Genomic DNA, 25001 nt, shown 5'->3' on the forward strand with positions numbered 1-25001 from the left:
GTGAGGTTGAGTTCCTGAGCGGCCACAAGTAGCCGCCCCGAAAAACCAACGATATTCCGGATTTAGAGCGCGCTGGGCGAAAGTGTGCGCGGTTTCGCCCGCAAAGCGCGCTCCAAATATTGGGAGTTAGAGCCCCTCTCGGGCTCTAACGGCCGAAATCCCGAGACAGCGCTAGCATCGCGGCGCGCTGCGGGGCCGAGTATTCGTCGACGGCGGCCTCGTCGCCCTCGCGGATGGCCTTCAGCAGAGCCGGGGTCAGGGCCGAGGTCAGCGACCAGTTCCAGTAACGCAGCACGGTCTGAGCGCGGTCGACGGCGACCATGTCGTAGACGGTCAGGACGCGTTCCAGCGCGTGGTCGATGGCGCCGCTGCGGTCAACGTCCTGACGCCGTAAGCCGCGCCACAACAGACGCACGTTGTTGCGCGGCAGGCCGGTGGCCTTGCACAGGATGGCCAGGGGCTCGCCGCCCGGATCGGTGAAGATCTTGGCGCCGGTCATCGGCTTGAGGCCCGACAGGTACGAAATCTCCTCGGCGATCTCGCGGGTGATGCCGGCCTCGCCGGCGGCGACCGCCTCGTCCAGGCTGCCATAGGGGCTCTTGGCGATGGCCGCGCGGTTGCGCTGGCGGCGCTCGATGAACTGCAGCGCCTTGCGCGACAGCGGGTCCTGCCAGCCCTCGGCCGAGGCCAGGGCGAAGACGTCGCCGACGGCGTCCTGCAGGATCTCGCGCGACACGGCGAAGCGCTGGAGGATGGTCTTGCGCGCCTCGGCGTCAGCCCACCAGAACATCACGTAGGCGTGGCTGGGGCGCAGCTCGGCCCGACGCAGCAGCAGCGGGATCAGGTATTGGTTGTCGCGCGTGGCGGCGACGATGTTCTCGACGCCCTGGTGGCTGAACTTGACCAGTTCGTTGCGCAACAGCGTCTCGATGACCGGCGGCTCGCCCATGTCGATCAGGGCGTCGGCGACCACTTCGCTGACGCCGCGCCGCTGGGCGATCAGCCGTCGGTGATCGGTGGTCGACTGGTAGAGGCAGGCGATCAGGTCGGCGTCCGACAGCTTCTCGGCCTCGACCAGCAGGGCGCGGGCCACGGGCAGCTCGTCACGCAACAGCAGGCGCGCCAGCACGCCCGGCATCTCGGTCAGCATGGCCAGGCGGCGGGCGACCTTCTCACGCTCGGTGACATTGGCGTCGCGCAGCATCTCGACCAGCAGGTCGGCGGTCATCGAGCGCTCGAAGGCGTTGATCCGGCTGGTCGGCAGGCACACCACGTCGGCCAGGCGCTTGAGCAGGGCCGAACGCGAGCGCGGCGCGGCCTTGGGGGCCTCCGGCTCTTCGAACGGCGATGTCCGCGCGGCGTCATTCATCCGATCGACAAGAGCAGATCGTGCTTAACGAGCCGTGAGCGGCGCCCGCGACAAGTTCACCGGAATTCCGGCTCTTCCCACTCCGGCCAGATGTCCGGCACGTCGGTCGAGACCTTGTTCGGATAGACGGGATTGCGCTTCTCCAGGAACGAGGTCACGCCCTCCTTGGCGTCGCCGGACGCGCCGCGCGACTGGATGGCCCGGCTGTCGGCCTTGTGGGCTTCCATCGGATGGTCCGCGCCAGCCATGCGCCACAGCAGCTGGCGGGTCAGGGCCACCGAGACCGGCGCGGTGTTGTCGGCGATCTCGCGAGCCAGGGCGCGGGCGGCGGGCAGCAGGTCGTCCGGGGCGTGCAGCGAGCGTACGAGACCCTTCTCCAGCGCCTCGGACGCCGGGAACACCCGGCCGGTGTAGCACCACTCCAGCGCCGTCTGCAGGCCGACCAGCCGCGGCAGGAACCAGGACGAAGCCGCCTCGGGATTGATGCCCCGACGGGCGAAGACGAAGCCGAACTTGGCCTCGGTCGAGGCCAGGCGGATGTCCATCGGCAGCTGCATGGTCACGCCCACCCCGACCGCCGCGCCGTTGATCGCGCCGATGATGGGTTTGAGGCTGTCGTACATCCGCAAGGTCACGCGGCCGCCGCCGTCACGATAGACGTCGCCGACCTTGCCCTCCTCGCGCTCGACGGCCTGGGGCGAGCTGCGATCGAAGGTGCCGCCGCCGCCACCCAGGTCGGCCCCGGCGCAGAACGCCCGGCCCGCGCCAGTGATGATCACGGCCTTCACCGTGTCATCGGCGTCGGTGATGTCGAACACCTCGATCATGTCCTTCATCATCCGGGCGGTGAAGGCATTCATCCGCTCCGGACGGTTCAGGGTGATCGTCGCGATGCCGTCCTCGACGTCGTACAGGATGGTCTCGAAGGTGGGCTGCGACATGGGGGCTTCCTCGTGATTTGCAGGCAGTCAAACACGCGTATGAATATGCCGCAACCGCCTTACCCGCGCTTCACACCCAGCTTGCTGATCGCGTGCACGAAGTTGTTCGGCGCGATCTCGATGCTCCCCGTCCACTTCAGATCCGGGAACCGCGCCAGGACCTGGCGGTAGGCCTCCTCCAGCTGGATCTGCGCCACGCGCTTGCCGATGCAGGTGTGGGGGCCGTAGCCGAAGGCGATGTGCTTGCCGGCGTTGGCGCGGGTGACGTCCAGCGTGTCGGGATCGGGGAACATCTCCGGATCGCGGTTGGCCGCGCCGTAGTACATGACGACCTTCTCGCCCTCGCGGATCAGCTGGCCGTCGACCTCGACATCGGCCGTAGCCGTGCGGCGCATATAGATCACCGGGCTGACCATGCGGATGAATTCGTCCACCGCACCGCCCAGCAGCGAGGGATCGTCGATCAGCTTCTGCTTCTGATCCGGGAACTCGGTCAGCAGCTTCATCGCGCCTGACAGGGTGTTGCGGGTGGTGTCGTTGCCGGCGAACACGATCAGCAGCCACGAGCCGTCGAGGTATTCATCCGCTAGGAGCGCCCCGTCCACTTGAGCGCGCGCTATCGCGGTCATCAGGTCCTCCTTCGGGTCCTCGCGACGCTTCAGCAGCATCCGGCGGCCGTACTCGAACATCTCCTCGACGCCGTTGTTGAAGTCCTGGACGAACTGCATCAGCTCCAGGGTCGGGGCGATCGGGGCGGCGGCGTTCTGGACGGCTAGGTCCTGGGCGCGCTCGAGGTAGTGCATCCAGCCGAGGAACTTCTGCCGGTCCTCGGGCGGCACGCCCAGGATCTCGCACAGGGTGAACAGCGGCAGGATCGAGGAGAAGTGCTCGACCATGTCGATCTCGGCGCCGTCCGCCAGCAGCGGCTCCATCGCGTCGAGCAGCCGGGTCACCTCGGCCCGCACCCGCTCGGTCAGGCCACGCAGATAGGCCGGCGTGAAGTACGGCATGTGCTCGCGACGCAGCTGCAGGTGATGCGGCGCGTCGAGATTGATCATGGTGTCCATCGACGCCCGGAACAGCAGGGCGTGACGTTTGTCCGGCGGGCCCATCGACATCAAGATGCCGCCGCGCTGGGACGAGAAGGTCGCCGGGTCGCCGTTCACGCGCTGGACGTCTTCGTACTTGGTCAGCGCCCAGAAGCCGGGACCGTTGAACGGCTCGCCGTGCCACATGACCGGCGCCTCTTTCCGCATCCGCGCGAAGTCGGCCCAGGGCTGGCCGCTGGTGAAGCGGAAGATGTCGGCGAGGTCGACGCCGCTCAGCGTCGGATAGGTCGGGGGCGCACCGGGGCCGGCAATGCCGTCCACCACCGTCTGGCTGATCAGGTCCATCGCGCGGCTCTCCCAAGACCACTGTTCGTTGAGCCGACGATAACCCGGAAACGCGACGGAGGAACGGCGCCGCGACGGCAACTTGCGCGATCGGGAAAGGTGCGCGCATGCTCCAAACTGAACGGCGATCACGCGGGTCACACGCGGAGGCCGAAGGGAGAGAAACGATGACCGGGATCATCGAGGCCGACTACGTCATCGTGGGCGCGGGCTCGGCCGGCTGCGTGCTGGCGGCCAGGCTGTCCGAGGGCGGCAAGTTCAAGGTCGTGCTGCTGGAGGCCGGAGGCGATGATCGCCCCACCAAGAACCTTGGCCAGTTCGCTTCGAACCTGATGATCCACATCCCGGTCGGCTACTCCTCGACCTTGAAGGATCCCAAGGTCAACTGGCTCTACACCACCGAGCCCGACCCCGGCACGGGCGGCCGCACCCACGTCTGGCCGCGCGGCAAGGTGCTGGGCGGCTCGTCCTCGATCAACGGTCTGCTCTACGTCCGCGGCCAGCACGCCGACTATGACGGCTGGCGGCAGCTGGGCTGCGAGGGATGGGGCTGGGACGACGTCGCCCCCTACTTCCGCCGCGCCGAGCACCAGGAGCGCGGCGGCTGCGACTGGCACGCCACGGGCGGCCCGCTGAACGTCTCGGATGTCACCACCAAGCACCCGGTCTCGGACGCGGTGATCGAGGCCTGCGAGCAGGCCGGCATCCCGCGCAACGACGACGTCAACGGCTCGTCTCAGGAAGGCGCGACCTACTACCAGCTGACGGTCAAGAACGGCCAACGCTGCTCGGCGGCGGTGGCCTATCTGCATCCGGCGATGAACCGTCCGAACCTCCAGGTCGAGACCAACGCCCTGGCCGGCAAGGTGCTGTTCGAGGGCAAGCGCGCCGTCGGCGTCGAGTTCACCCAGAACGGCGTCAAGCGCGTTGCCAAGGCGCGCGGCGAGGTGATCCTGGCGGGCGGCGCAATCAACTCGCCGCAGCTGTTGCAGTTGTCGGGCGTGGGTCCCGCCGAGCTCCTGATCCGCAATGGCGTCCACGTGGTGCACGACCTGCCCGGCGTCGGCGAGAACCTGCAGGACCACTACGTCATGAGCGTGCGCTATCGGCTGAAGGCCGGCGTCGTCTCGGTCAATGAACAGTCCAAGGGCGGCCGCCTGGCCGGCGAAGCCCTGCGGTATCTGTTCCAGCGCAAGGGCCTGCTAACCTTGTCGGCGGCGCATATCGCGGCGTTCTGCAAGTCGCGCCCGGATCTCTCCGGCCCCGACATCCAGTTCCACATCCTGCCCGCGACCATGGACCTGGATAAGCTGGTCAACGAGCAGAAGATGGAGCTGGAGGACGCTCCCGGCCTGACCATCGCCCCCTGCCAGCTGCGCCCCGAAAGCCGTGGCCACATCCGTATCAAGTCGGCCGATCCGAGCGTCTATCCGACCATCTTCGCCAACTATCTGGCCGATCCGCTGGACCAGGAGGTCGCCGTCGCCGGCCTGAAGTGGGCCCGCAAGATCGGCCAGGCCCCGGCCCTGTCGCCCTATGTCGACAGCGAGATCAATCCGGGCGGCGAGTTCGCCACCGACGAGCAACTGCTGGGCTATGCGCGGATGAGCGGCTCGACGATCTACCACCCGGTCGGCACCTGCCAGATGGGCCACGGGCCGATGGCCGTGGTCGACCCGCAGCTGCGTGTGCGCGGGGTCAAGGGCCTGCGGGTCGTCGACGCCTCGGTCATGCCGCGCCTGGTCTCGGGCAACACCAACGCCCCCACCATCATGATCGCCGAGAAGGCCAGCGACATGATCCGCGAAGCCGCCCGCGCGCCCGTCCCCGCCTAAGCCCCAGACGCAGAGGTATCGAGATGCACCCCTACCTCCACGCCCAATCCCAAGGCGACAAGCCGGCCTACATCATGGCCGGTTCGGGCGAGGTCGTGACCTACGCCCAACTGGACGCGCGCTCGAACCAGGGGGCGCACCTTTTCCGGTCTCTGGGCTTGGCCCAAGGCGACGTCATCGCCATCCTGATGGAGAACAACGCCCGCTTCTTCGAGGTCGCCTGGGCGGCGCAGCGGGCGGGGCTGTACTTCGTCTGCGTCTCGACCAAACTCACGGCAGCGGAGGTCGAGTACATCCTGAAAGACTGCGGGGCGAAGGTATTCGTCACCTCCGTCGCCATGGGGCCGCTGATCGACGAGGTGGCCCGCCTGGTCCCGGACCTGACCCTGTTCGCGGTCGGCGGCGCCCAGGGCGCCTATGCCGACTTCGAGGAGGCCCGCGCACCCGAGCCGACCACGCCGATCGCCGACGAGACCGCCGGCTCGGACATGCTCTATTCGTCGGGCACCACCGGCCGCCCCAAGGGCGTGAAGCCGGCCCTGAACGGCGGCCCGATCGACGCGCCCAACGCCTTGCAGATGATGGCCCAGGGCCTGTTCGGCTTCAGCGGCGACAGCGTCTACATCTCACCCGCCCCGCTCTACCACGCCGCCCCGCTGCGCTGGTGCATGACCGTCCACAAGCTGGGCGGCACGGTGATCGTGATGGAAAAGTTCGAGCCCGAGGCCGCCCTGGCCCTGATCGAGCAGCACAAGGTCAATTGCGGCCAGTTCGTCCCGACCCATTTCGTGCGGATGCTGAAGCTGCCCGAGGAGGTCCGCGCGAAATACGACGTCTCGAGCATGAAGTCGGCGGTCCACGCCGCCGCCCCCTGCCCCGTACCGGTCAAGGAGCAGATGATCGCCTGGTGGGGCCCGGTGATCTACGAGTACTACGCTGGCACCGAGGGCAACGGCTTCTGCTGGATCAATTCCGAGAACTGGCTGGCCCACAAGGGCAGCGTCGGCCAGGCGGTGCTGGGCGAGCTGCGCATCTGCGACGACGCCGGAGACCCCGTCCCGCCGCGCACCGAGGGCGCGGTCTATTTCGCCAACGGCCCGGCGGTGAACTACCACAACGCCCCCGACAAGACCGCCGAGAGCTACAACAAGCACGGCTGGACCACCCTGGGCGATGTCGGTTGGGCGGACGAGGAGGGCTACCTCTACCTGACCGACCGCAAGAGCTTCATGATCATCTCGGGCGGGGTGAACATCTATCCGCAGGAGATCGAGAACCTGCTGATCACCCACCCCAAGGTCGCCGACGCCGCCGTGGTCGGCGCACCCTGCGAGGAGATGGGCGAGAAGGTCGTGGCGGTCATCCAGCCGATGGACCAGGCCGAGGACCGCGACGCCCTGGCCGTCGAACTGATGGCCTTCGCCCGCGCCAACCTCAGCCACGTGAAGTCGCCCCGGCGGATCGACTTCATGGCCGAGCTGCCGAGGCACCCGACGGGCAAGCTCTACAAGCGGCTGATCCGGGACGCGTACTGGGGCAAGGGCGAGAGCCGGATCGTCTAGGCGCCCTCTATCGATTGATTTTTAAGTCAGTTGCCACCACTATGCAGAAAGTGGTGGCAACGGTGATCTCGTGACCCTGCAACGCCTTCCCCTGGCGATCCATACGAACGTCGCCGAGCTGTTGGACCAGCTCCGCGCGGCGGGAATCGCCGAGTTTGGCGAGGGCGCCAGTTTCCTACGCCGCGAACGCAAGGGCCGCTTCTACTGGTACGTCCGCTCACGGCAGACGCAGGGCGAACGCCCCGAGCGCTATCTGGGCCTCGAGACACCAGACCTTCTCGCCACCATCGAACGCGCCAAGTCGGTGAAGAGCGCGGCTGAAAGCCGTCGTCTGCTGGTCCGCTCCCTGCGCGCCGCCGGGCTGCATGCGCCCGATGAGCGGACGGGCCGCATCCTGACCGCCCTCGCCCAGGCCGGCGTGTTTCGGCTGCGTGCGGCCGTGGTCGGCACGGTAGCCTTCCAGACCTATGGCGCCGCCCTGGGCTTCCTCCTGCCCTCACAAGCGGTGCGAACCGGCGACCTCGACATCGCTCAGGACTACGGGATCTCGGTGACGATCGACGATGGTCTCGATCGGCCCTTTCTCGACGTGCTGCGCGCGGCCGAACCGACCTTCACCCCCGTTCCCAAGCTGGATCCGAGCAAGAGCGCCGCCTACCGCACACCCGACGGCTATGCCGTCGATGTGTTGACCACCAGCCGCCACGCCGGCGACGAAGAGACCTCGCGGCTGGACGCCCTGAATACCGACGCCACGCCGCTGCGCTTCATGGACTTCCTGCTGCGCGAAACCGTTGAGGCCGCCGTGCTGCACGGCGACGGCGTGCTGGTGCGTGTGCCCACGCCCGCTCGCTACGCGGTCCACAAGCTGATCATCTCGCGCAAACGCAGCCAGGCGAACCCGAAGCGGCGGAAGGACTTGGAACAGGCCCAGGCCCTGATCCACGCCCTCGCCCACGACGACCCCTTCGCCCTGCGCGACGCCTATGCCGAGGCCCGCGATCGCGGCGAGGCGTGGCGCGAACTGCTCGATCAGGCGGTCAGCCTCTTGCCCGCCGACGCCCGCGCCGTGCTGGAAAGCTGAGCTCCAGACGCCTATCTGCCGGCCATGACCAAGATCCTGTTCGTCCCCGCCGACGGCCCGCCGCTGGACGCGACCACCGTCAACGATCTGCTCAGCGACGCCTGGAGCGCCGAGGCCGACTTGGTCGCCGTGCCAGTCGAACGGCTGGCCGACGGGTTCCTGGAGCTCTCCACCCGCATCGCCGGCGAGGTGATCCAGAAGTTCACCAACTACCGCATGCGCCTGGCCTTCATCGGCGACATCTCGGCCCGCACCGAAGCCAGCCGCAGCCTGCGTGACTTCGTCTACGAGTCGAACAAGGGCGCCCAGGTCTGGTTCTTGAACGATCGCGCCGCATTGGACGCCCGGCTGGCCGCCGAGGGCTGACAAGCTTGGCCGCGAGCGCCTAACTAGGCTCCATGTTCGCCGCCCTGCTCGACCGCCTTCCCAAGACCGCCACCGCGCCGTTCTGTCCCGCCGAGGTGCGGGGCGCGGTCGTCGTGCCGGACGGGCTGCCGGCCTGGAAACGGATGCTGCGGGTCGCCGGCCCCGGCCTGCTGGTCAGCGTCGGCTATATGGACCCCGGCAACTGGGCCACCGACATCGAGGCCGGCTCGCGCTACGGGACCTCGCTGCTGTTCGTGGTGGTGCTGTCCAGCCTGGCGGCGATCGTGCTGCAGACCCTGTCGATGCGGCTCGGTTTAGTCACCGGCAAGGACCTGGCCCGCATGTCGCGCGAGCGGTTCGGGCCGCGCACCGTCAAGGTCCAGTGGCTGCTGGCCGAGCTGGCCATCATCGCCTGCGACATCGCCGAAGTGCTGGGCAGCGCCCTGGCTTTCAAGCTCCTGCTGGGCATCCCGCTGTGGGTCGGGGTGCTGCTGACCGCGCTGGACACGGTCATCGTGCTAGGCCTGAAGGGCAAGGGTTTCCGGCAGCTGGAAGCCATCATCCTGGGCCTGATCTCGACGGTCGGGATCTGTTTCCTGGTCCAGCTGATCCTGGCCCCGCCAAACGCCGGCGACGTGGCGCGCGGGCTGGTCCCGTCGTTGTCAGCCTTGCAACAGGGCAACGCCCTCTACCTGGCGATCGGCATCCTGGGCGCGACGATCATGCCGCATAACCTGTACCTGCACTCGGCGATCGTGCAGACGCGGGTGGTTCCGGCCGACGAGCCGGGCAAGCGCGCCGCCCTGCGCCTGTCGACCATCGATACGGTCGTGTCGCTGATGCTGGCCCTGCTGATCAACGCCGCCATCCTGATCCTGGCGGCCTCGGCCTTCCACGGGACCGGTCTGACCGAAGTCGCCGGCATCGAGGAAGCGCACCAGCTACTGGCCCCGGTCACCGGCGGCGTGCTGGCGGGCGTGCTGTTCGCCATCGCCCTGTTCGCCTCCGGCCAGAGCTCGACCTTCACCGGCACCATCGCCGGCCAGGTGATCCTGGAGGGCTTCCTGGACCTGAAGATCCCCTGCTGGCAGCGCCGCCTGATCACGCGCGGCTTGGCCATCGTCCCGGCCCTGATCGGGGTGCTGACCCTGGGCGAGCACTCGGTCGGCAAGCTGCTGATCCTGACTCAGGTCGTCCTCTCGGCCCAGCTGCCGTTCGCGATCTGGCCGCTGCTGCGCTTCACCGACGACAAGGGGCTGATGGGGGCGTTCGCCAATGGCTGGGTCACCAAGACGGTGGCCTGGTTCCTGTTCGTGGTGATCTCGGCGGCCAATGTCTGGCTGGTGGTTTCGACCTTCTCCGGTTGACCTGAGACGTCCGGACTGGTCTCTATCCAAACAAGTGTTTGGGAGAGAAAACGCCATGAAGGAAGTCGCCTACGCCGACGTCGCCAGCCTGGTCGGCCAGGAGATCGGGGTGTCTGACTGGGTCGAGGTCACCCAGGAGCGCGTCAACCTGTTCGCCGAGGCCACCGGCGACCACCAGTGGATCCATGTCGACGTCGAGCGCGCCACCCGCGAGATCGGCGGCCCGATCGCCCACGGCTACCTGACCCTCTCCCTGATCCCGATGCTGGGCGCGGACATCCTGCGCGTCACCGGCGTCACGCGCGGCATCAACTACGGCTGCGACAAGGTCCGCTTCACCGGCATGGTCCGGGTCGGCAAGCGCGTGCGCATGCGCCAGAAGCTGCTCTCGGCCGAGCCCAAGTCGGGCGGCCTGCAGATGAAGAACGAATGCACCATCGAGATCGAGGGCGAAGAGCGCCCGGCCTGCGTGGCCGAGACGATCTCGGTGATCTACGGGGCCTGAGGGTCCGGAAACCTCGTCCTTCGACAGGCTCAGGATGAGGTTTCCTACTCAACTGTCCTTGGTCCTCACCCTGAGCCTGTCGAAGGGCGAGGACCACGCGTTGGCGCAAATCGAGGGATAGCCGTCATTTCAGCATCCCTCCGTATGCGCTAGCCAAGCGCATGCTCGAGCTCCGTCCCAACTGCGAACTGTGCGACGTCGATCTGGCGCCGGACGCGCTGAACGCCCGCATCTGCAGCTACGAGTGCACCTACTGCGCGACTTGCGCGGAGCAGACGCTCCAGAACGTCTGCCCCACCTGCGGCGGCGGCTTCGCGCTGCGGCCGATCCGACCGAAGCAGGCTTACCACCATCCGCATATTTCACTCGGCCTGGGCTTCCATCCGGCCGGCGTCGTCCGCAAGTACAGCCGCTGGAGCCGGGACCAGATCGCCGCCATGACCGCGCGGCTGAAGGACGTCCGACCGGAGGAGCGCTAGATGGCCAAGCAGCACGACTACACCTGCCTGATCGAATGGACCGGCGACCGGGGCGACGGCACGCGCACCTATCGCGGCTATGACCGCACCTGGAACATCGCCACGCCGGGCAAGCCGGTGGTGAACTGCTCCAACGACCCGCTGCTGGGCGGCGACCCGACGCTGCACAATCCCGAAGACCTGCTGCTGTCGTCGCTGAGCGCCTGCCACATGCTGTGGTACCTGCACCTGGCCTCGGTCGCCGGCGTCGTGGTGAAGGGCTATCGCGACCAGCCGATCGGCGTCGGCGAAAGCACGCCCGACGGCGCCGGCCGCTTCCTGTCGGCCACGCTGAAACCGCACATCCTGGTCGAGCGCGGCGCGGACCTGGCCAAGGCCGACGCCATCCACCACGAGATCCACAAGGTCTGCTTCATCGCCCGCTCGGTGAACTTCCCGGTCGACTACGCGGCGACCTACGAAGAGGTCGACTGAAGCGCCTTGGCGGTCGCGGCGTCGGCCGGCAGAAAGGTCTCGATCGCCAACTCGGAGACCATGACATCCAGCGGCGAGCCGAACGTCATGGTGGCCGACAGGAACGACAGCTCGCCGTGCGGCGTCTTCAGGCGCAGCGGGGCGGCGATCAGGCCTTCGCCGGCGCGGGGATGGGCCTCGCCGCCGGGATAGGCCGACAGCTCCTTGATCAGGTCGGCCAGCTCGGCGTCGCCGCTCTCGGCCAGCTGGCGGCGCAGGCGCGACAGGATGTGGCCGCGCCATTCGGCCAGGTTGGCGATGCGCGGGGCCACGCCCTCAGGGTGCAGGCTGACCCGCAGCACATTGACCGGCCCCTCCAGCAGCTTGGGCGCGACGCCCGCCAGCAGCGGCGCGAGACCGGCGTTGCTGGCCAGCATGATCCAGCGGCGATCGATGGCCAGGGCCGGGAACGGCATGTGGGCGTGCAGGACCGCCTCGACCGCCACGCGGGCGGCGGCCAGGCCGGGGTCGTCATAGGACCGCTCGGGAAACACCGGCGCGAAGCCGGCGGCCAGCAGCAGGGCGTTGCGTTCGCGCAAGGGGACCTCCAGCTGCTCGGCCAGCCGCAGCACCATGTCCCGGCTGGGCGTGGCGCGCCCGGTCTCCAGGAACGACAGGTGCCGGGTCGAGATCTCGGCCTCCAGGGCCAAGTCCATCTGGCTCAGGCGCCGCTTCTGGCGCCAGTCGCGCAGGCGCTCGCCGATGGTGGGGGTCAGGGTCGCGGTGTTCATGCCCAGCAAGCTAGGGCGACCCGCGCGCCGCCGCCATTACCTGGCGCGTAATCGACGATCCGCGTCGGCGGCGAAATCCTGGTGGGGCTCAAGAGGAGGAAACACGCCATGACCGCCCTGCCCCGCCGCCACGCCATCACCGTCATGACCGGCATCGGCGCCATCGTCGCCAGCCTGCCGACCCAGGCGACCACCAAGCCCGCCACGCCGGCCAAGCGTCCCGCCATGATCACCGCCCGCGACGGGACCCGGCTCTATTTCCGGGACTGGGGCGAGGGCCGGCCCGTGGTGTTCCTGGCCGGCTGGGGCCTGCCGTCGGAGTGCTGGGCCTATCAGGCCGCCGAACTGTCGGAGCAGGGCCTGCGCTGCATCGCCTACGACCGGCGCGGCCACGGGCGTTCGGAAGCGCCGTGGAAGGGCTATGACTATGACAGCCTGGCCGACGACCTGGCGGCGGTGCTGGAGCAGCTGGATCTGCGCGACGTGGTGCTGGTGGCCCACTCGATGGCCGGCGGCGAGGTGGTGCGGTATTTCAGCCGTCACGGCGGCGCGCGGGTGAGCAAGGTGCTGCTGCTGGCCCCGCTGGATCCCTGCCCCGCCCACAAGGCCGACAACCCCACCGGCCTGCCGCCCGCGATGTTCGAGGCCTTCCGCACCCACGTGCTGATGCGCGACTATCCGCGCTGGCTGGAGGAGAACGCCCGCCCGTTCGTGACCCCCGACACTTCGCGGGAAATGATGGAATGGATCCGAGGCCTGATGCTGGAGACGCCGATCAAGGCCCTGGTCGAGTGCAACCGCGCCGCCACCACCGCCGACCTGCGGCCGGAGATCCCGAACCTCAAGGTCCCGGTGCTGGTGATCCAGGGCGACAAGGACGCCTCCACGCCGCTTGAGACCAGCGGCAAGCGCTATGCCGCCCTCGCTCCAAACGCCGAACTGGTCGTCTACGAAGGCGCCCCGCACGGCCTGATGTTCACCCACATCGAGCGGCTGAACGCCGACATCCTGGCCTTCGCGCGGAGCGCTTGATCCTAGTTGCGCCCGTCAGCCGGCGGGCGCATCACACGTCCCTTAGCTCAGGGATGATCCATGACCTTCCAAGCCCGTGGCCGCGCCGTTCTGCTGTCGCTCCTGCTGTGCGGCGCCGCCGTGCCCGCCTTCGCGCAAAGCCCGCCCGTGCCCGCCATCCTGAAGACGGCTGAAGCGCGCGACATCCACTCCTACGCCCAGCCGCTGATCGCGCGGGTCACCCACATCGACCTGGACCTGACCGCTGACTTCGCTGGCCAGAAGATGACCGGCACGGCCGCCCTCGACATCGCCGCTGCGCCGGACGCGAAAGAGGTGATCCTCGACAGCAAGGGCCTGGTGATCCACGGCGTCACCGACGCCAAGGGTAACGCCCTGCCCTGGACCCTGGGCAAGGTCGACCCGATCCTGGGCGCGCCGCTGACCGTCCAGCTCAACGGCGCCAAGCGCATCATCGTCAGCTACGACAGCGCCCCGAATGGCGCGGCCCTGCAATGGCTGACCCCCGCCCAGACCGCCGGCAAGACGTCGCCCTACCTGTTCAGCCAGGGCGAGGCGATCCTGAACCGCAGCTGGATCCCCACCCAGGACAGCCCCGGCATCCGCCAGACCTGGACCGCCCGCATCGTCGCGCCCAAGGGGCTGAAGGCGGTGATGAGCGCCCAGATGCTGACGCCCAACGGCGAGCTTCTGAAGGACGGCAGCCGCGCCTACCGCTTCAAGATGGACAAGCCGGTGGCCTCGTACCTGATCGCCATCGCGATCGGCGACCTGACCTTCACCCCGCTGGGCAAGCGCACCGGCGTCTATACCGAGCCGTCGGTGATGAAGAAGACCGCCAACGAGCTGGTCGATGTCGAGAAGATGGTCGCCGCCGCCGAGAGCCTCTACGGCCCCTATGCCTGGGGTCGCTACGACCTCCTGGTGCTGCCGCCGTCGTTCCCGTTCGGCGGCATGGAGAACCCGCGCCTGACCTTCGCCACCCCGACCATCATCGCCGGCGACCGCTCGCTGGTCAGCCTGGTGGCGCACGAGCTGGCGCACTCGTGGTCGGGCAACCTGGTGAACAACGCCACCTGGTCGGACTTCTGGCTGAACGAGGGCTTCACCGACTATTTCGAAAACCGGATCATGGAGAAGCTGTACGGCAAGCCCCGCGCCGACATGCTGGCCGATCTGGGCTGGAGCGACCTGCAATCGGCCATCGCAGATGCGGGCGGCCCGACCGGGGCCGACACCCGCCTGCATCTGGATCTCACCGGCCGCGATCCCGACGACGGCATGACCGACATCGCCTACCAGAAGGGCGCGACCTTCCTGCGCACCATCGAGAAGGCCGTTGGCCGGCCGCGCTGGGACGCCTATCTGAAGGCCTATTTCGCCCGTCACGCCTTCCAGAGCCAGACCACCGCCGGCTTCGTCGCCGACCTGCGGCAGAACCTGATCAAGGGCGACGCCAAGCTCGAGGCCCAGATCGGCATCGACAAGTGGGTCTATGAGGTCGGGCTGCCGGACAACGCCGTGCACGTGAAGTCGGCCGCCTTCCCCGCCGTCGACGCCCTGGCCGCCGACTACGCCAAGGGCGGCCCAGCGCCGCTGGCCAAGTGGAAGGCCTGGAGCACGCCCGAACGCACCCGCTTCATCGCCAGCCTGCCGCGCAAGCTGTCGACCGAGCGCCTCGACACGCTGGACAAGGCCTTTGGCCTGGACGCCCAGGGCAACAGCGAGATCCGCTTCGTGTGGCTAGAGCTGGCCGTGGCCAACCGCTACCAGCCGGCCCTGCCGTCGCTGGAGGCCTTCCTGACCGACCAGGGCCGCCGCAAGTTCGTGGCCCCGCTGTTCAAGGACCTGATGGCCCAGGGCGACTGGGGCCAGCCGATCGCCAAGCGGATCTATGGAAAGACCCGGCCGCTTTATCATGCGGTGACGCGCCAGACGGTCGATACGATCGTGAAGTAGGCAAAACAAAACGGCCGCCGGATCGCTCCGGCGGCCGCTTTCTTTAGTCGTAGGCGGGTGTTCAGTGCTTGATCGCGTCGCCGATCTTGTCCTGCACCTGGCCGACCTTGTTCTGGATGTCGCCCTTGGCCTTTTGGGCGGCGCCCTCAGCTTCCAGACGTTCGTTGTCGGTAGCCTTGCCAACGCCTTCCTTGACCGCGCCTGCGGCCTTGTCGATGGCGCCTTCCACACGATTGGTGCTCATGAGCTCGCTCCTGCTGGTTCGCATTATTGCGTTGCAGAAGAAACGGGCAGGTCCCCAACCGGGTTCCTGGAATTTCCTAGTGTGAAGCGCCCATCGCCATGGCCGAGACGGCCACCGCGGGGATGGCGCCGGGCATGGGCTGTTCGGGCTTGGCCAGCCGCGCCTGGGTGACCGGCGCGCCGGGGATCTTGTCCAGGATGGCCAGGGTCTCGCGGATGAACTTGGCGTGGGTGACGATGCCGATCTCCAGGCGCTCGCCCGACAGCTCGACCTGCTGGGTCAGCAGGCCGGCCACGAACTGGACCTCCTGGCTCTCGCTGGCGCCCGGCCGGCGGCGCGCGCCCTCGGCCATGAACACCGGGCCGCCCGAATTGCCGGGGAACACCGAGAAGTCCATCAGGAAGGTCGGGAAGTTGGCCGCCGGGGCCAGCGGGTACGACGCCACCCGGCCCGAACGCAGGATCGGGAAACCGGCCGGGTTGGCCGACAGACCGCGCGGGAAGCCCAGCGCCATCATCTCGTCGCCCGGACCCAGGTTGTACTGGTTGAAGGTGTCGTCCTGGGCCAGGTACTTGATCGGGATCGCCGCCTTGACGAACTCGGGCGGGGCCTCGACGACCATGGCCGCGACGTCGCGGGTCGGGTGCTTGGTCCACAGCGGGTGGTCGCCGTCGCGGATCTTCAGGGTCTCGGGATCGAAGCGCCAGACGCCGCCTTCGCCCTCGATGCGATAGCCGATCTTGGCCGACATCGACGGCATCTTTTCGAAGACGTGGGCGGCGGTGATCAGGATGACGCGCGGCTTGCCGTCCGGAGTCGGGTCCGAGATCAGAAAGCCCGTGCCGACGGTCCGCGAACCGTCGCCCAGCGGCTGTTCAAGCTGGACCGTCGCCTTGATCAGGTCGACGGACAGATCCCAGGCCATATCGCCCCCTTGGAAGTTACGCTTACTCGCCCGACTGCTGAGGGAATTTGACCACAGGATTCTCGCACCGCAAGTTGTCGTTCTGCCGCACTTGCGCGTTGTGTTGGGTTACGGGGGAATTTGCGCATGGATCGCCGACGCCTGATGACGAGCGCCGCCGCAGCGCTTACGTCATCCCCTGTAATCTTGTCTGGAACAGCTTTCGGGTCCCCCATGTCCGCCGATAAAGCCGCACGCCCCACGCCGCCGGTCGCCAAGAAGATCCCCAAGACCATCGAGCAGCTGGGACGTAGCCGCACCGACGACTATGCCTGGATGAAGGACGACAACTGGCAGAAGGTCCTGCGCGACCCGGCCCTGATCAAGGCCGACGTCAAGGAGCACCTGACAGCCGAGAACGCCTACACCAAGGCCATGTTGGCCTCGACGGAAGGCCTTCAAGAAAAAATGTTCGCGGAGATGAAGGGGCGCATCAAGGAAGATGACGCCTCGGTGCCCGCAAAAGACGGTCCGTTTGATTATTACACGCGCTTTGAGAAGGGCGCGCAGCATCCGATCCACGCCCGCAAGCCGAACGGTGGCGGTTCCGAAGAGATCCTGCTGGACGAAGAAGCCGAGTCGAAAGGCAAGGCCTTCTACCAGGTCGGGGCGGCCAGCCACTCGCCGGACCACAAGCTTTACGCCTTCGCCGTCGACGAGCAGGGCTCGGAAGTCTACCGCATCCACGTCAAGGACCTGGCGACCGGCAAGGTGCTGGAGAGCCCCGTCGAAAGCACAACGGGCGACTTCTGTTTCTCGCCCGACAGCCAGTGGCTGTACTGGACCTTCCGCGACGACAACGGCCGTCCGGCCAAGATCTATCGCCGTCCGGCCAGGGGCGCGGCCAAGGACGACGTGCTGATCTATGACGAGCCGGACGAAGGCTTCTTCATCGGGGTCGGTCTCACCGCGTCGGAGAAGTTCATCGTCATCTCGTGCGGCAACCAGGAGACCAGCGAGGCGCTGATCATCCCGGCCGCGACGCCGACCGCGACCCCGGTCGTCTTCCACCCGCGCGAGGTGGGCCTGCGCTACGAGCCCGAGCACTGGAACGATCACTGGGTGATCCGCACCAACGCCGACGGCGCGGTGGACTGGAAGCTGGTCACGGCTCCTGAAACCGCCACCGACAAGGCGAACTGGAAGGACTGGGTCGCCCACAAGCCGGGTCGCCTGATCTCTGGCACGATGGCCTTCAAGCGCTGGTTCGTGCGCCTGGAGAAGGTCGACGCTCTGAACCAGGTGGTGGTCACCGCCGCGAACGGCGACGCGCACACCATCGGCTTCGACGAGCAGGCCTACGCGCTCAGCCTCGAGGGCGGCTACGAGTACGACACCGACAACGTCCGCTTCGTCTACAACTCGATGACCACGCCCCGGCAGTGGTTCGACTACGACATGGCCTCGCGCCAGCGCACCCTGCGCAAGACGCAGGAGATCCCCTCGGGCCACGATCCGGCCCAGTACGAGACCCGCCGCCTGAACGCCAAGGCCAGCGACGGGACCGACGTGCCGATCTTCATCCTGATGAAGAAGGGGACCAAGCTGGACGGCTCGGCCCCGCTGCTGCTGTACGGCTACGGCAGCTACGGCATCGCCATGGAGCCCAGCTTCTCGATCCGGAACCTCAGCCTCGTGGATCGCGGCTGGATCTGGGCCACGGCCTGCCCGCGCGGCGGCTCGGAAAAGGGCTGGGGCTGGTTCCTGGACGGCAAGAAGTTCAAGAAGAAGAACACCTTCACCGACTTCATCGCCTGCGCCGAGCACCTGCACGGGGCCGGCTACGGCAAGCCCGCCAACACGGTGGCCTATGGCGGCTCGGCCGGCGGCCTGCTGATGGGCGCCATCACCAACATGCGGCCGGACCTGTTCGCCGGCATCATCGCGGCCGTACCGTTCGTCGACGTGGTCAACACCATGAGCGACACCAGCCTGCCACTGACCCCGCCGGAATGGCCCGAATGGGGCAATCCGCTGGAGGACAAGGAAGCCTACGACTACATCGCCAGCTACTCGCCGTACGACAACGTCTCGGCCAAGCCCTATCCGGCCGTGCTGGCCACCGGCGGGCTGTCGGATCCTCGCGTCACCTACTGGGAGCCGGAGAAGTGGGTCGCCAAGCTGCGACCCGCCACCACCAGCGGCAATCCTGTGCTTCTGAAGATCAATATGGACGCCGGCCATGGCGGCGCATCGGGACGCTTTGACTTCCTGAAAGAGATCGCCTTGGACTACGCCTTCGCGGTGTGGGCGGTGGACAAGGGTTGGACCAAGGCGTGAGTTTGTTGATCAGGGCGTCGACCGACGCCGACCTGCCGGCGATTACCGCCATCTATGCCTGGAACGTCTTGAACGGCCTGGGCACCTTCGAGGAAGTCCCGCCGGACCAGGCCGAGATGGGCCGCCGCCGCGCGGCCTTCCTCGACCGCGGCCTGCCCTATCTGGTCGCCGAACTGGACGGCGAGGTGCTGGGCTATTGCTACGCCGGCCCTTTCCGCCTGCGCGCGGCCTATCGCTTTACGGTCGAGGACAGCGTCTATGTTTCGCCCAATGCGGTGGGCAAGGGCGTCGGCAAGGCCCTGCTTTCGGCCCTGATTGCGTCTTGTGAAGCTTTGGGCCTGCGACAAATGTGCGCAGTGATCGGCGACAGCGGCAACGACGCCTCGATCGGCCTGCACGCCGCGCTAGGCTTTGAAAAAATGGGCGTTTTCCCCAGCATGGGCCACAAGTTCGGCCGCTGGGTCGACCTGGTCTGGATGCAGCGTTCGCTGAACGGCGGTGGCGACACCCCGCCCGACGCCCCGGGAATGCAACTCAGCGGCGTCTAGCAATTGTAAAACATCGTCATTCGAAACAAGGCTTAACCAGTCCGCCCTTAGTCTACTTGACGAGGGAAGGTTGGGGACAGGTCTTGAAGGGCTCGAAGACTGAGGAGAGGCAGCGGACCAAGGTCGCGCTGATGCAGGCCTACGTGCCGATCGTGCGCGGCTACCTGCTCGCGACCTCGGTCTACTATACGCTGATCAGCCTATCCCATCCCTTCTACGAGAAGGGCGCCGCCCTGGTGGTCCTGGAAGGCCTGGCGGTCGCCGCCTGCCTGTACGCGATCGGCGCCTGGGCTCTGCTGCGCAAGGGCAAGATCATGGGCCTGCCGCTGGAAGCGCTGGCCCTGGGCATGAACGCCCTGTTCTTCATCAACACCATCGCCTACCAGACCTTGCATTTCGAGGCGCAGAAGCTGGTCTATTTCGTGCTGATGGCCCTGGTCTTCGCGACCTCGGCGCCTAGCCGGCGCGTGGCCCTGATCAGCGCGACCACAGCCATCGCCGGCCTGATCATCATGACCCGCCAGGCGCCCAAGGACCTGGTCACCCAGTTCCTGTATGTCGGCGTGGCCGGCGCCTTCGCCGCCGCCGGCATGTCCGCCCTGATGCGCGGCGTCGTCGGCCGCGAGGTCCGCGCGCGCCTGGCCAGCGAGGCCCTGAACGTCGAGCTCGAGCGCGAGCTGACCGAGAACCGCCGCCTGCGCACCGAAGCCCAGGACCTGGCCCTGACCGCCGAGACCGCCAACCGCGCCAAGACCGAGTTCCTGGCCACCATGAGCCACGAGATCCGCACGCCCCTGAACGGCGTGCTGGGCATGGCCCAGATCATGGCCGCCGGGTCTCTCGAGCCCGACCAGCGCCGCCGCCTGGACACCATCAGCGCCTCGGGCCAGTCGCTGCTGGGCGTCATCAACGCCATCCTCGACATCTCCAAGATCGAGGCGGGCAAGATGGACATCTCGCCCGCTCCGTTCGACCTGCCCATCCATCTGGACGCCCTGCGCCAGCTCTACGGGGGCCTGGCCCGCGACAAGGGCCTGGACTTCAGCCTGGAGGTCGCGCCCGGCGCGGCCGGCTGGCGTCTGGGCGACGCCGAGCGGCTGCGCCAGGTGCTGTCGAACCTGATCTCCAACGCCGTGAAGTTCACCGAGAGCGGCGGCGTGCGGGTGAGTGTCGAAGGCGACGCCGCCGGCATCACCGCGCGCGTCATCGACACCGGTGTCGGCATCCCCGAGGATCAGCGCGACCGCCTCTTCACCAAGTTCACCCAGCTGGACGGCTCCAGCACCCGCCGCGCCGGCGGCTCGGGCCTGGGCCTGGCGATCTGCAAAACCCTGGTCGAGCTGATGGGCGGGACCATCACCTATTCGCCTTCACCGCAAGGCGGGGCCCGCTTCTCGATCGCCGTGCCGATGCCGGAAGTCGTCGCCGACGTCCCCGCCCCGGCCCTGGACATCGCCGCCCCCGAGATGGACGACGCCGCCGCGCCCAAGATCCTGGTGGTCGACGACAACCAGACCAACCGCGCCGTGCTGCTGACCCTGCTGCATCACCTGGGCGTCGACGGCCATTTCGCCGTGGACGGCCGCGAGGCCGTGGCCATGTGGGAGAAGGACCGCTGGGACGCGATCCTGATGGACGTGCACATGCCGGTCATGGACGGCGTCCAGGCCAGCCAGGCCATCCGCGCCGGCGAGGCGCGCACCGGCCGCCCCCGCACCCCGATCATCGCCGTCACGGCCAGCGTGCTGACCCACGAGCGTTCGCTCTATGCCGAGGCCGGCATGGACGCCCTGGTGCCCAAGCCCGTCGAGATCCCGCGTCTCGTGGAGGCGCTGGCGAAGGTGCTGTCGCTGGACGCGGTCGCTGAGCAAGACACCCGGGGCGTGGCTTAAATCTCCTTCTCCCCTTGCGGGAGAAGGTGTCAGCGAAGCTGACGGGGGGTCGAAAGGCCTGTCCGGATAGCGGAGCGCAACCCCTCACCCGACCTGCTTCGCAGGCCACCCTCTCCCGCAAGGGGAGAGGGACAAAAACAAAAAAGGGGACGCCCGCCGCGTCCCCTTTTCGCTTTTCAGCAGTCTTGTAAGAGCGATCAGCCCTTGCGGCCGCGCGTTGGAGCCTTGCCCTTGCGACCACCCTGGCCCAGGCCCAGGGCCTTGGCCATCTGCGAGCGCGCTTCGCTGTAGGCGGGCGCGGTCGTCGGATAGTCGTTGGGCAGGCCCCACTTGGCCTTGTACTCGGCCACGGTCATGCCGTGGGTGGTCAGGTGACGCTTCAGCGTCTTGTAGGGCTTGCCATCCTCGAAGCTGATCAGGGCTTCGGGGGTGATGCTCTTGCGAATTTGAGCCGGCGTGGCCTTGCTAACGGCTTCGACGGTCGGCGCGGGCGGCGCGCCAATACCAGCCAAAGCATCATGCGTGGCACGGATAAGCGCCGGAAGTTCCGAAACTGGCGTGACGTTATTGGCCACGTAGTTGGCCACGATTTCGGCGGTCAGCTCGATCAGGGTAGCCTTGTCTTCCACGATAACACTCCATTCCCCTAGTGTTTTCGCAAATACACCCTCACCTCGAAAACACAAGTAGTTCACACCCAAATTCTGCTTTAATTCGTGACTTACCGTAACAATTGACTGTCGTTGAGCCCGTTCAACGAGGCGAATTTTCGTCAACTATATCGGTGACAACGCTGTTATCAGGCGCTGATTCAGCCGCTAAACCCTTACGGGTGAACATCTATCTCGCAGCTGCGAACTTGACTTGTGGTTTAGCGATCACAGAACCACAAATACCGCATGCCGAAGGATCGATGTGATCACGATCTGGCGGCCGACACACCGATCGACACTGCCATTGCTTATCTGCACCTGAGCGTGGAACGTTCGCTCTGGAAGATCACCCGCTGGGGGACCGTTCACGACCGTCTATGTCGTCGCGCAGCTAAGCTTCACCGACGAGCCGCGCTACCGCCTCTACCAGGGCCGCTTCGGAGAGGCCTTCGCCGGCCATGGCGGCAAGGTCCTGGCCGCCGATGAAGCGCCGCAGGTGCTGGAGGGCGAATGGCCCTTCTCCAAGCTGGTCATGCTGGAGTTTCCGACGGAAGACGCCGCGCGCGGTTTTCTGGAAAGCCCGCTGTACCGGGAGATCTCCGTGGACCGCGACGCGGGCGCCAAGACGACGGCGGTGCTGGCAAAGGGCCTCTAGAGCAGGTCGCGTCGGCGACACTCTTTGAAGTCTTGGATCTCAGGAGGAAGTGGCTGGGGAACTAGGACTCGAACCTAGAATGACGGTACCAAAAACCGCAGTGTTACCATTACACCATTCCCCAGCAGGAACGGCGAAACCCGTCAGGGCTCGGCGAGGCGGTGGAGATAGCCCACGACTCGGATGGATGCAACATCCCATTTCAGAACTTTTTTCGGGCCGTCACACGAACCTCAAAAAAGGCGCTTGCGCCCTCCGAAACCGCCCCCTATAAGGCCGGCCTCCAAGTCGGAGTGTGGCTCAGTCTGGTAGAGCACTGCGTTCGGGACGCAGGGGTCGCAGGTTCAAATCCTGCCACTCCGACCATTTCCTCCCCGCCAACCAGAGGCGGGAAAAAAGCCTAAAATTCATAAGCTTGGGCGCCGCGAAAGCGGCGCCGAGGCTTTGTTTGCGTCTGCCGCGCGCTTACGCGAGATTCGTTGCGCGCTCTTCATTTGGTCGCAACACCAACACCGGTTAGCTTGTCGGCGGTTTCGCTAGCAGGACCTCCGATGAAGCAGTTCTTTCTGACCGTCGCCGGCGTTTTCGTCGGCCTTCTTCTGTTCGTGGTCGGAGTGCCCTTCCTGCTGATCGTGATGGCCGCCGGCGCCGCCCGGCCCGCGCCCGTCCCGACCCACACGGTGCTGCAACTGGACCTGCGCAACAGCCTGACCGACCAGGACGCCAAGAACCCCTTCGCGGCCTTCGGCGGCGGCGGCGGTTCGGTGATGTCGGTCATCGAGACGCTGCGTCGCGCCGAGAAAGACGACAAGGTCGAGAGCGTGCTGGTGCGCCTGCCCGAGGGCGGGCTGGCCCCGGCCACCGCCGACGAGCTGCGCCTGGCCTTCAAGCACTTCCGCGAGGTCGGCAAGAAGCCGATCTACGCCCACAGCCAGGGCCTTTACCCCTCCGGCATGGTCACCTCGACCTACATGCTGGGCGCGGCGACCAGCGAGTTCTGGATGCAGCCGGACTCGAGCTTCCAGGCGGTCGGCGTCTCGACGGAGTCGATGTTCTTCAAGCGCTTCTTCGACAAGTACGGCGTCAAGGCCGAGTACGAGCAGCGCTACGAATACAAGAACGCCGTGAACCCTTACCTCTATAGCGACTACACCCCGGCTCACCGGGAATCGACGCTGTCGTGGATGGGCTCGGTCTATCGCACCGCCCTGACCAGCGCCGCCGTCGATCGCAAGCGCGACCCGGCCCTGCTGATCAAGACGCTGGAAGACGGTCCCTACAGCGCCCAGGAAGCCCAACAGAAGGGCCTGATCGACAAGGTCGGCCAGGTCAGCGACATCCAGGCCTTCGCCCTGGATAAGGCCGGCAAGGGCGCCAAGCTGGTCGACTTCGACGACTATGCCAGCCGCTCCAAGCCCACGCCCGCCAAGACCGGCCCGGCCATCGCTGTGATCGGCGCCGAGGGCGCGATCGTCACCGGCGCGGGCGGCGGCGGCTCGCCGTTCGGCGGCGACAGCAACGTCTATTCGGATGAAGTGGCCAAGGCCTTCCGCGACGCAGCCGAGGACAAGGACGTCAAGGCGATCGTCTTCCGCGTCTCCTCGCCCGGCGGCTCGGACACGGCCTCGGAGCAGATCCTGGCGGCCATGAAGAGCGCCAAGGCGGCCGGCAAGCCCGTCGTGGTCAGCATGGGCACCTATGCGGCCTCGGGCGGCTACTGGATCTCCAGCCAGGCCGACTCGATCGTGGCCGAGCCTTCCACCCTGACCGGCTCGATCGGCGTCTATGGCGGCAAGTTCGCCGTGGGCGACGCCCTGGCCCGCTTCGGCGTCGACACCAAGGACCTGCACGTCGGCGGCGCCTATTCGGAAGCGTTCGGTTCGGCCGAGGGCTTCACCCCCGAGCAGCGCGCCAAGTTCGCCGGTTGGATGGACCGCATCTATGCCGGCTTCATCAGCCGCGTGGCCGAGGGCCGCAAGCTGCCGCCCGAGCGCGTGCGCGAGATCGCCAAGGGCCGCGTCTGGACCGGCGAGCAGGCCAAGCAACTGGGTCTGGTGGACCAGCTGGGCGGCTTCTACGACGCCGTCGACAAGGCCCGGCAGCTGGCCAAGCTGAAGGACGACGTGCGCTTGAAGCGCATGGACGGCGCCAAGTCGCCGTTCGAAGCCTTCGAGCGCTTCCTGGGCGTCAGCGAGACCTCGGCCAAGACCCTGGCGGCCGCCGCCTGGGTGATGGGCGATCCGCGTTCGCAGGCGATCCTGGACGAGATGGCCCACGCCCGCCTGCGGGCGGCGCCCGGCGGGGCGTCGGTGCTGGCCGATACGCCGGTGCGGTAGGCGCTCTTTATATAGAGACGACGAGAAGGCCGCTCAGGGGCTCCCTGGGCGGCCTTTTTTGTTTGGCGCGAGGCAAAGGCCTGGAGCGCCCCCTCCGTCTCGCTGCGTATCCGCAGCGATCCACCTCCCCCGCTGCGCAAGGGAGGAGGATGCGGCCCTTCTCCTGCCCCGCTTGCGGGGGAGGTGGCGCGGCGCCGATAGGCGACGTGACGGAGGGGGCGCTTAGGTCGTCGCCCCAAAAGAAAACGGCGGGCTCCTTTCGGAGCCCGCCGCCATTCTCAGAACCGTTAGG

20 protein-coding genes, 2 tRNA genes and 3 pseudogenes are annotated in these 25001 nt (G+C 67.1%); 16 read left to right on the forward strand and 9 right to left on the reverse strand.

The annotated features are described in order from the left end of the window. Positions 1-145 precede the first annotated feature (145 nt). From AC1RRR_RS11250 to AC1RRR_RS11260, 3 genes are read right to left on the reverse strand one after another with little or no spacing between them, the layout of a single operon-like run. Positions 146-1369, reverse strand: a complete 1224-nt coding sequence (locus AC1RRR_RS11250; protein ID WP_454717522.1) for a DUF2336 domain-containing protein — start codon at positions 1367-1369, stop codon at positions 146-148. 56 nt (positions 1370-1425) lie between these two features. Then, complete coding sequence (locus AC1RRR_RS11255; RefSeq protein ID WP_492813062.1) at positions 1426-2310, reverse strand: crotonase/enoyl-CoA hydratase family protein; 885 nt, start codon at positions 2308-2310, stop codon at positions 1426-1428. Positions 2311-2369: 59 nt separating this feature from the next. Continuing rightward, a complete protein-coding gene (locus AC1RRR_RS11260; protein WP_492813064.1) occupies positions 2370-3704 on the reverse strand; it encodes a cytochrome P450 in 1335 nt (444 codons plus the stop codon). Between the two features lie 167 nt (positions 3705-3871). Between AC1RRR_RS11260 and AC1RRR_RS11265 the strand changes: the two genes are divergently transcribed. The 8 genes from AC1RRR_RS11265 (at position 3872) to AC1RRR_RS11300 (ending at position 11376) form a co-directional block, all read left to right on the forward strand. Beyond that, positions 3872-5539 carry a GMC family oxidoreductase gene (locus AC1RRR_RS11265; RefSeq protein WP_492813066.1) on the forward strand — a complete coding sequence of 556 codons (1668 nt, stop codon included), beginning with the start codon at positions 3872-3874 and terminating at the stop codon, positions 5537-5539. A gap of 23 nt (positions 5540-5562) precedes the next feature. Further along, the gene (locus AC1RRR_RS11270) at positions 5563-7101 is read left to right on the forward strand and encodes an acyl-CoA synthetase (protein WP_492813068.1); all 1539 of its coding nucleotides are present in this window, start codon (positions 5563-5565) and stop codon (positions 7099-7101) included. A 70-nt stretch (positions 7102-7171) separates the two neighbouring features. Then, on the forward strand, positions 7172-8185 hold the full coding sequence (locus tag AC1RRR_RS11275; protein WP_492813069.1) for a nucleotidyltransferase family protein: 1014 nt from the start codon (positions 7172-7174) through the stop codon (positions 8183-8185). Between the two features lie 24 nt (positions 8186-8209). Further along, a complete protein-coding gene (locus tag AC1RRR_RS11280; RefSeq protein ID WP_492813071.1) occupies positions 8210-8551 on the forward strand; it encodes a DUF4180 domain-containing protein in 342 nt (113 codons plus the stop codon). 32 nt (positions 8552-8583) lie between these two features. After that, complete coding sequence (locus tag AC1RRR_RS11285) at positions 8584-9918, forward strand: Nramp family divalent metal transporter (RefSeq protein WP_492813072.1); 1335 nt, start codon at positions 8584-8586, stop codon at positions 9916-9918. Positions 9919-9973: 55 nt separating this feature from the next. Further along, positions 9974-10423 carry a MaoC family dehydratase gene (locus AC1RRR_RS11290; protein ID WP_125156076.1) on the forward strand — a complete coding sequence of 150 codons (450 nt, stop codon included), beginning with the start codon at positions 9974-9976 and terminating at the stop codon, positions 10421-10423. Positions 10424-10584: 161 nt separating this feature from the next. Next, entirely contained in the window at positions 10585-10902 is a 318-nt protein-coding gene (locus AC1RRR_RS11295) for a DUF1272 domain-containing protein (protein ID WP_492813074.1), read from the forward strand. Continuing rightward, positions 10903-11376 (forward strand): OsmC family protein, encoded by a 474-nt coding sequence (locus tag AC1RRR_RS11300; RefSeq protein WP_492813076.1) that lies wholly within the window; start codon positions 10903-10905, stop codon positions 11374-11376. Here AC1RRR_RS11300 and AC1RRR_RS11305 read toward each other — a convergent pair. After that, the gene (locus tag AC1RRR_RS11305) at positions 11358-12146 is read right to left on the reverse strand and encodes a helix-turn-helix domain-containing protein (protein WP_492813077.1); all 789 of its coding nucleotides are present in this window, start codon (positions 12144-12146) and stop codon (positions 11358-11360) included. The two genes, AC1RRR_RS11300 and AC1RRR_RS11305, sit on opposite strands and share 19 nt — an antisense overlap. A gap of 108 nt (positions 12147-12254) precedes the next feature. On the opposite strand from AC1RRR_RS11305, the gene AC1RRR_RS11310 reads away from it, so the two are divergent. Together AC1RRR_RS11310 and AC1RRR_RS11315 are read left to right on the forward strand one after the other, a co-directional pair. Next, positions 12255-13178, forward strand: a complete 924-nt coding sequence (locus AC1RRR_RS11310; protein WP_492813079.1) for an alpha/beta fold hydrolase — start codon at positions 12255-12257, stop codon at positions 13176-13178. A 60-nt stretch (positions 13179-13238) separates the two neighbouring features. Further along, positions 13239-15137: a M1 family metallopeptidase gene (locus AC1RRR_RS11315; RefSeq protein ID WP_492813081.1), complete on the forward strand. Its 1899-nt coding sequence runs from the start codon at positions 13239-13241 to the stop codon at positions 15135-15137. A gap of 50 nt (positions 15138-15187) precedes the next feature. Here the strand turns inward: AC1RRR_RS11315 and AC1RRR_RS11320 are convergent. Continuing rightward, positions 15188-15381, reverse strand: a pseudogene (locus AC1RRR_RS11320) (CsbD family protein); the annotation flags it as partial. A gap of 76 nt (positions 15382-15457) precedes the next feature. After that, positions 15458-16306, reverse strand: a complete 849-nt coding sequence (locus AC1RRR_RS11325; protein WP_492813082.1) for a trypsin-like serine peptidase — start codon at positions 16304-16306, stop codon at positions 15458-15460. A gap of 126 nt (positions 16307-16432) precedes the next feature. Between AC1RRR_RS11325 and AC1RRR_RS11330 the strand changes: the two genes are divergently transcribed. The 3 genes from AC1RRR_RS11330 (at position 16433) to AC1RRR_RS11340 (ending at position 21065) form a co-directional block, all read left to right on the forward strand. Then, complete coding sequence (locus AC1RRR_RS11330) at positions 16433-18625, forward strand: S9 family peptidase (RefSeq protein WP_492813084.1); 2193 nt, start codon at positions 16433-16435, stop codon at positions 18623-18625. Then, the gene (locus AC1RRR_RS11335; RefSeq protein ID WP_492813085.1) at positions 18622-19173 is read left to right on the forward strand and encodes a GNAT family N-acetyltransferase; all 552 of its coding nucleotides are present in this window, start codon (positions 18622-18624) and stop codon (positions 19171-19173) included. The genes AC1RRR_RS11330 and AC1RRR_RS11335 overlap by 4 nt, the downstream gene beginning before the upstream one ends. A gap of 83 nt (positions 19174-19256) precedes the next feature. Further along, on the forward strand, positions 19257-21065 hold the full coding sequence (locus AC1RRR_RS11340; RefSeq protein ID WP_492813087.1) for an ATP-binding protein: 1809 nt from the start codon (positions 19257-19259) through the stop codon (positions 21063-21065). A gap of 197 nt (positions 21066-21262) precedes the next feature. Here the strand turns inward: AC1RRR_RS11340 and AC1RRR_RS11345 are convergent, their stop codons facing one another. Next, a complete protein-coding gene (locus AC1RRR_RS11345) occupies positions 21263-21694 on the reverse strand; it encodes a Ros/MucR family transcriptional regulator (RefSeq protein ID WP_454717538.1) in 432 nt (143 codons plus the stop codon). 406 nt (positions 21695-22100) lie between these two features. On the opposite strand from AC1RRR_RS11345, the pseudogene AC1RRR_RS11350 reads away from it, so the two are divergent. Further along, positions 22101-22373, forward strand: a pseudogene (locus AC1RRR_RS11350) (DUF1330 domain-containing protein); the annotation flags it as partial. A gap of 50 nt (positions 22374-22423) precedes the next feature. Here AC1RRR_RS11350 and AC1RRR_RS11355 read toward each other — a convergent pair. Then, a tRNA-Gln gene (locus tag AC1RRR_RS11355) sits at positions 22424-22497 on the reverse strand. Positions 22498-22662: 165 nt separating this feature from the next. Here AC1RRR_RS11355 and AC1RRR_RS11360 point away from each other — a divergent pair. Both AC1RRR_RS11360 and sppA read left to right on the forward strand, forming a co-directional pair. Further along, positions 22663-22739 (forward strand) — tRNA-Pro (locus AC1RRR_RS11360). A gap of 185 nt (positions 22740-22924) precedes the next feature. Next, a complete protein-coding gene (gene sppA, locus AC1RRR_RS11365) occupies positions 22925-24709 on the forward strand; it encodes a signal peptide peptidase SppA (RefSeq protein ID WP_492813090.1) in 1785 nt (594 codons plus the stop codon). A gap of 160 nt (positions 24710-24869) precedes the next feature. On the opposite strand, the pseudogene AC1RRR_RS11370 reads toward sppA, so the two are convergent. Next, positions 24870-24938, reverse strand: a pseudogene (locus AC1RRR_RS11370) (endonuclease domain-containing protein); the annotation flags it as partial. Positions 24939-25001 lie beyond the last annotated feature (63 nt).

It is taken from the genome of Caulobacter sp. GW821-FHT12D05 (genome assembly GCF_058807295.1).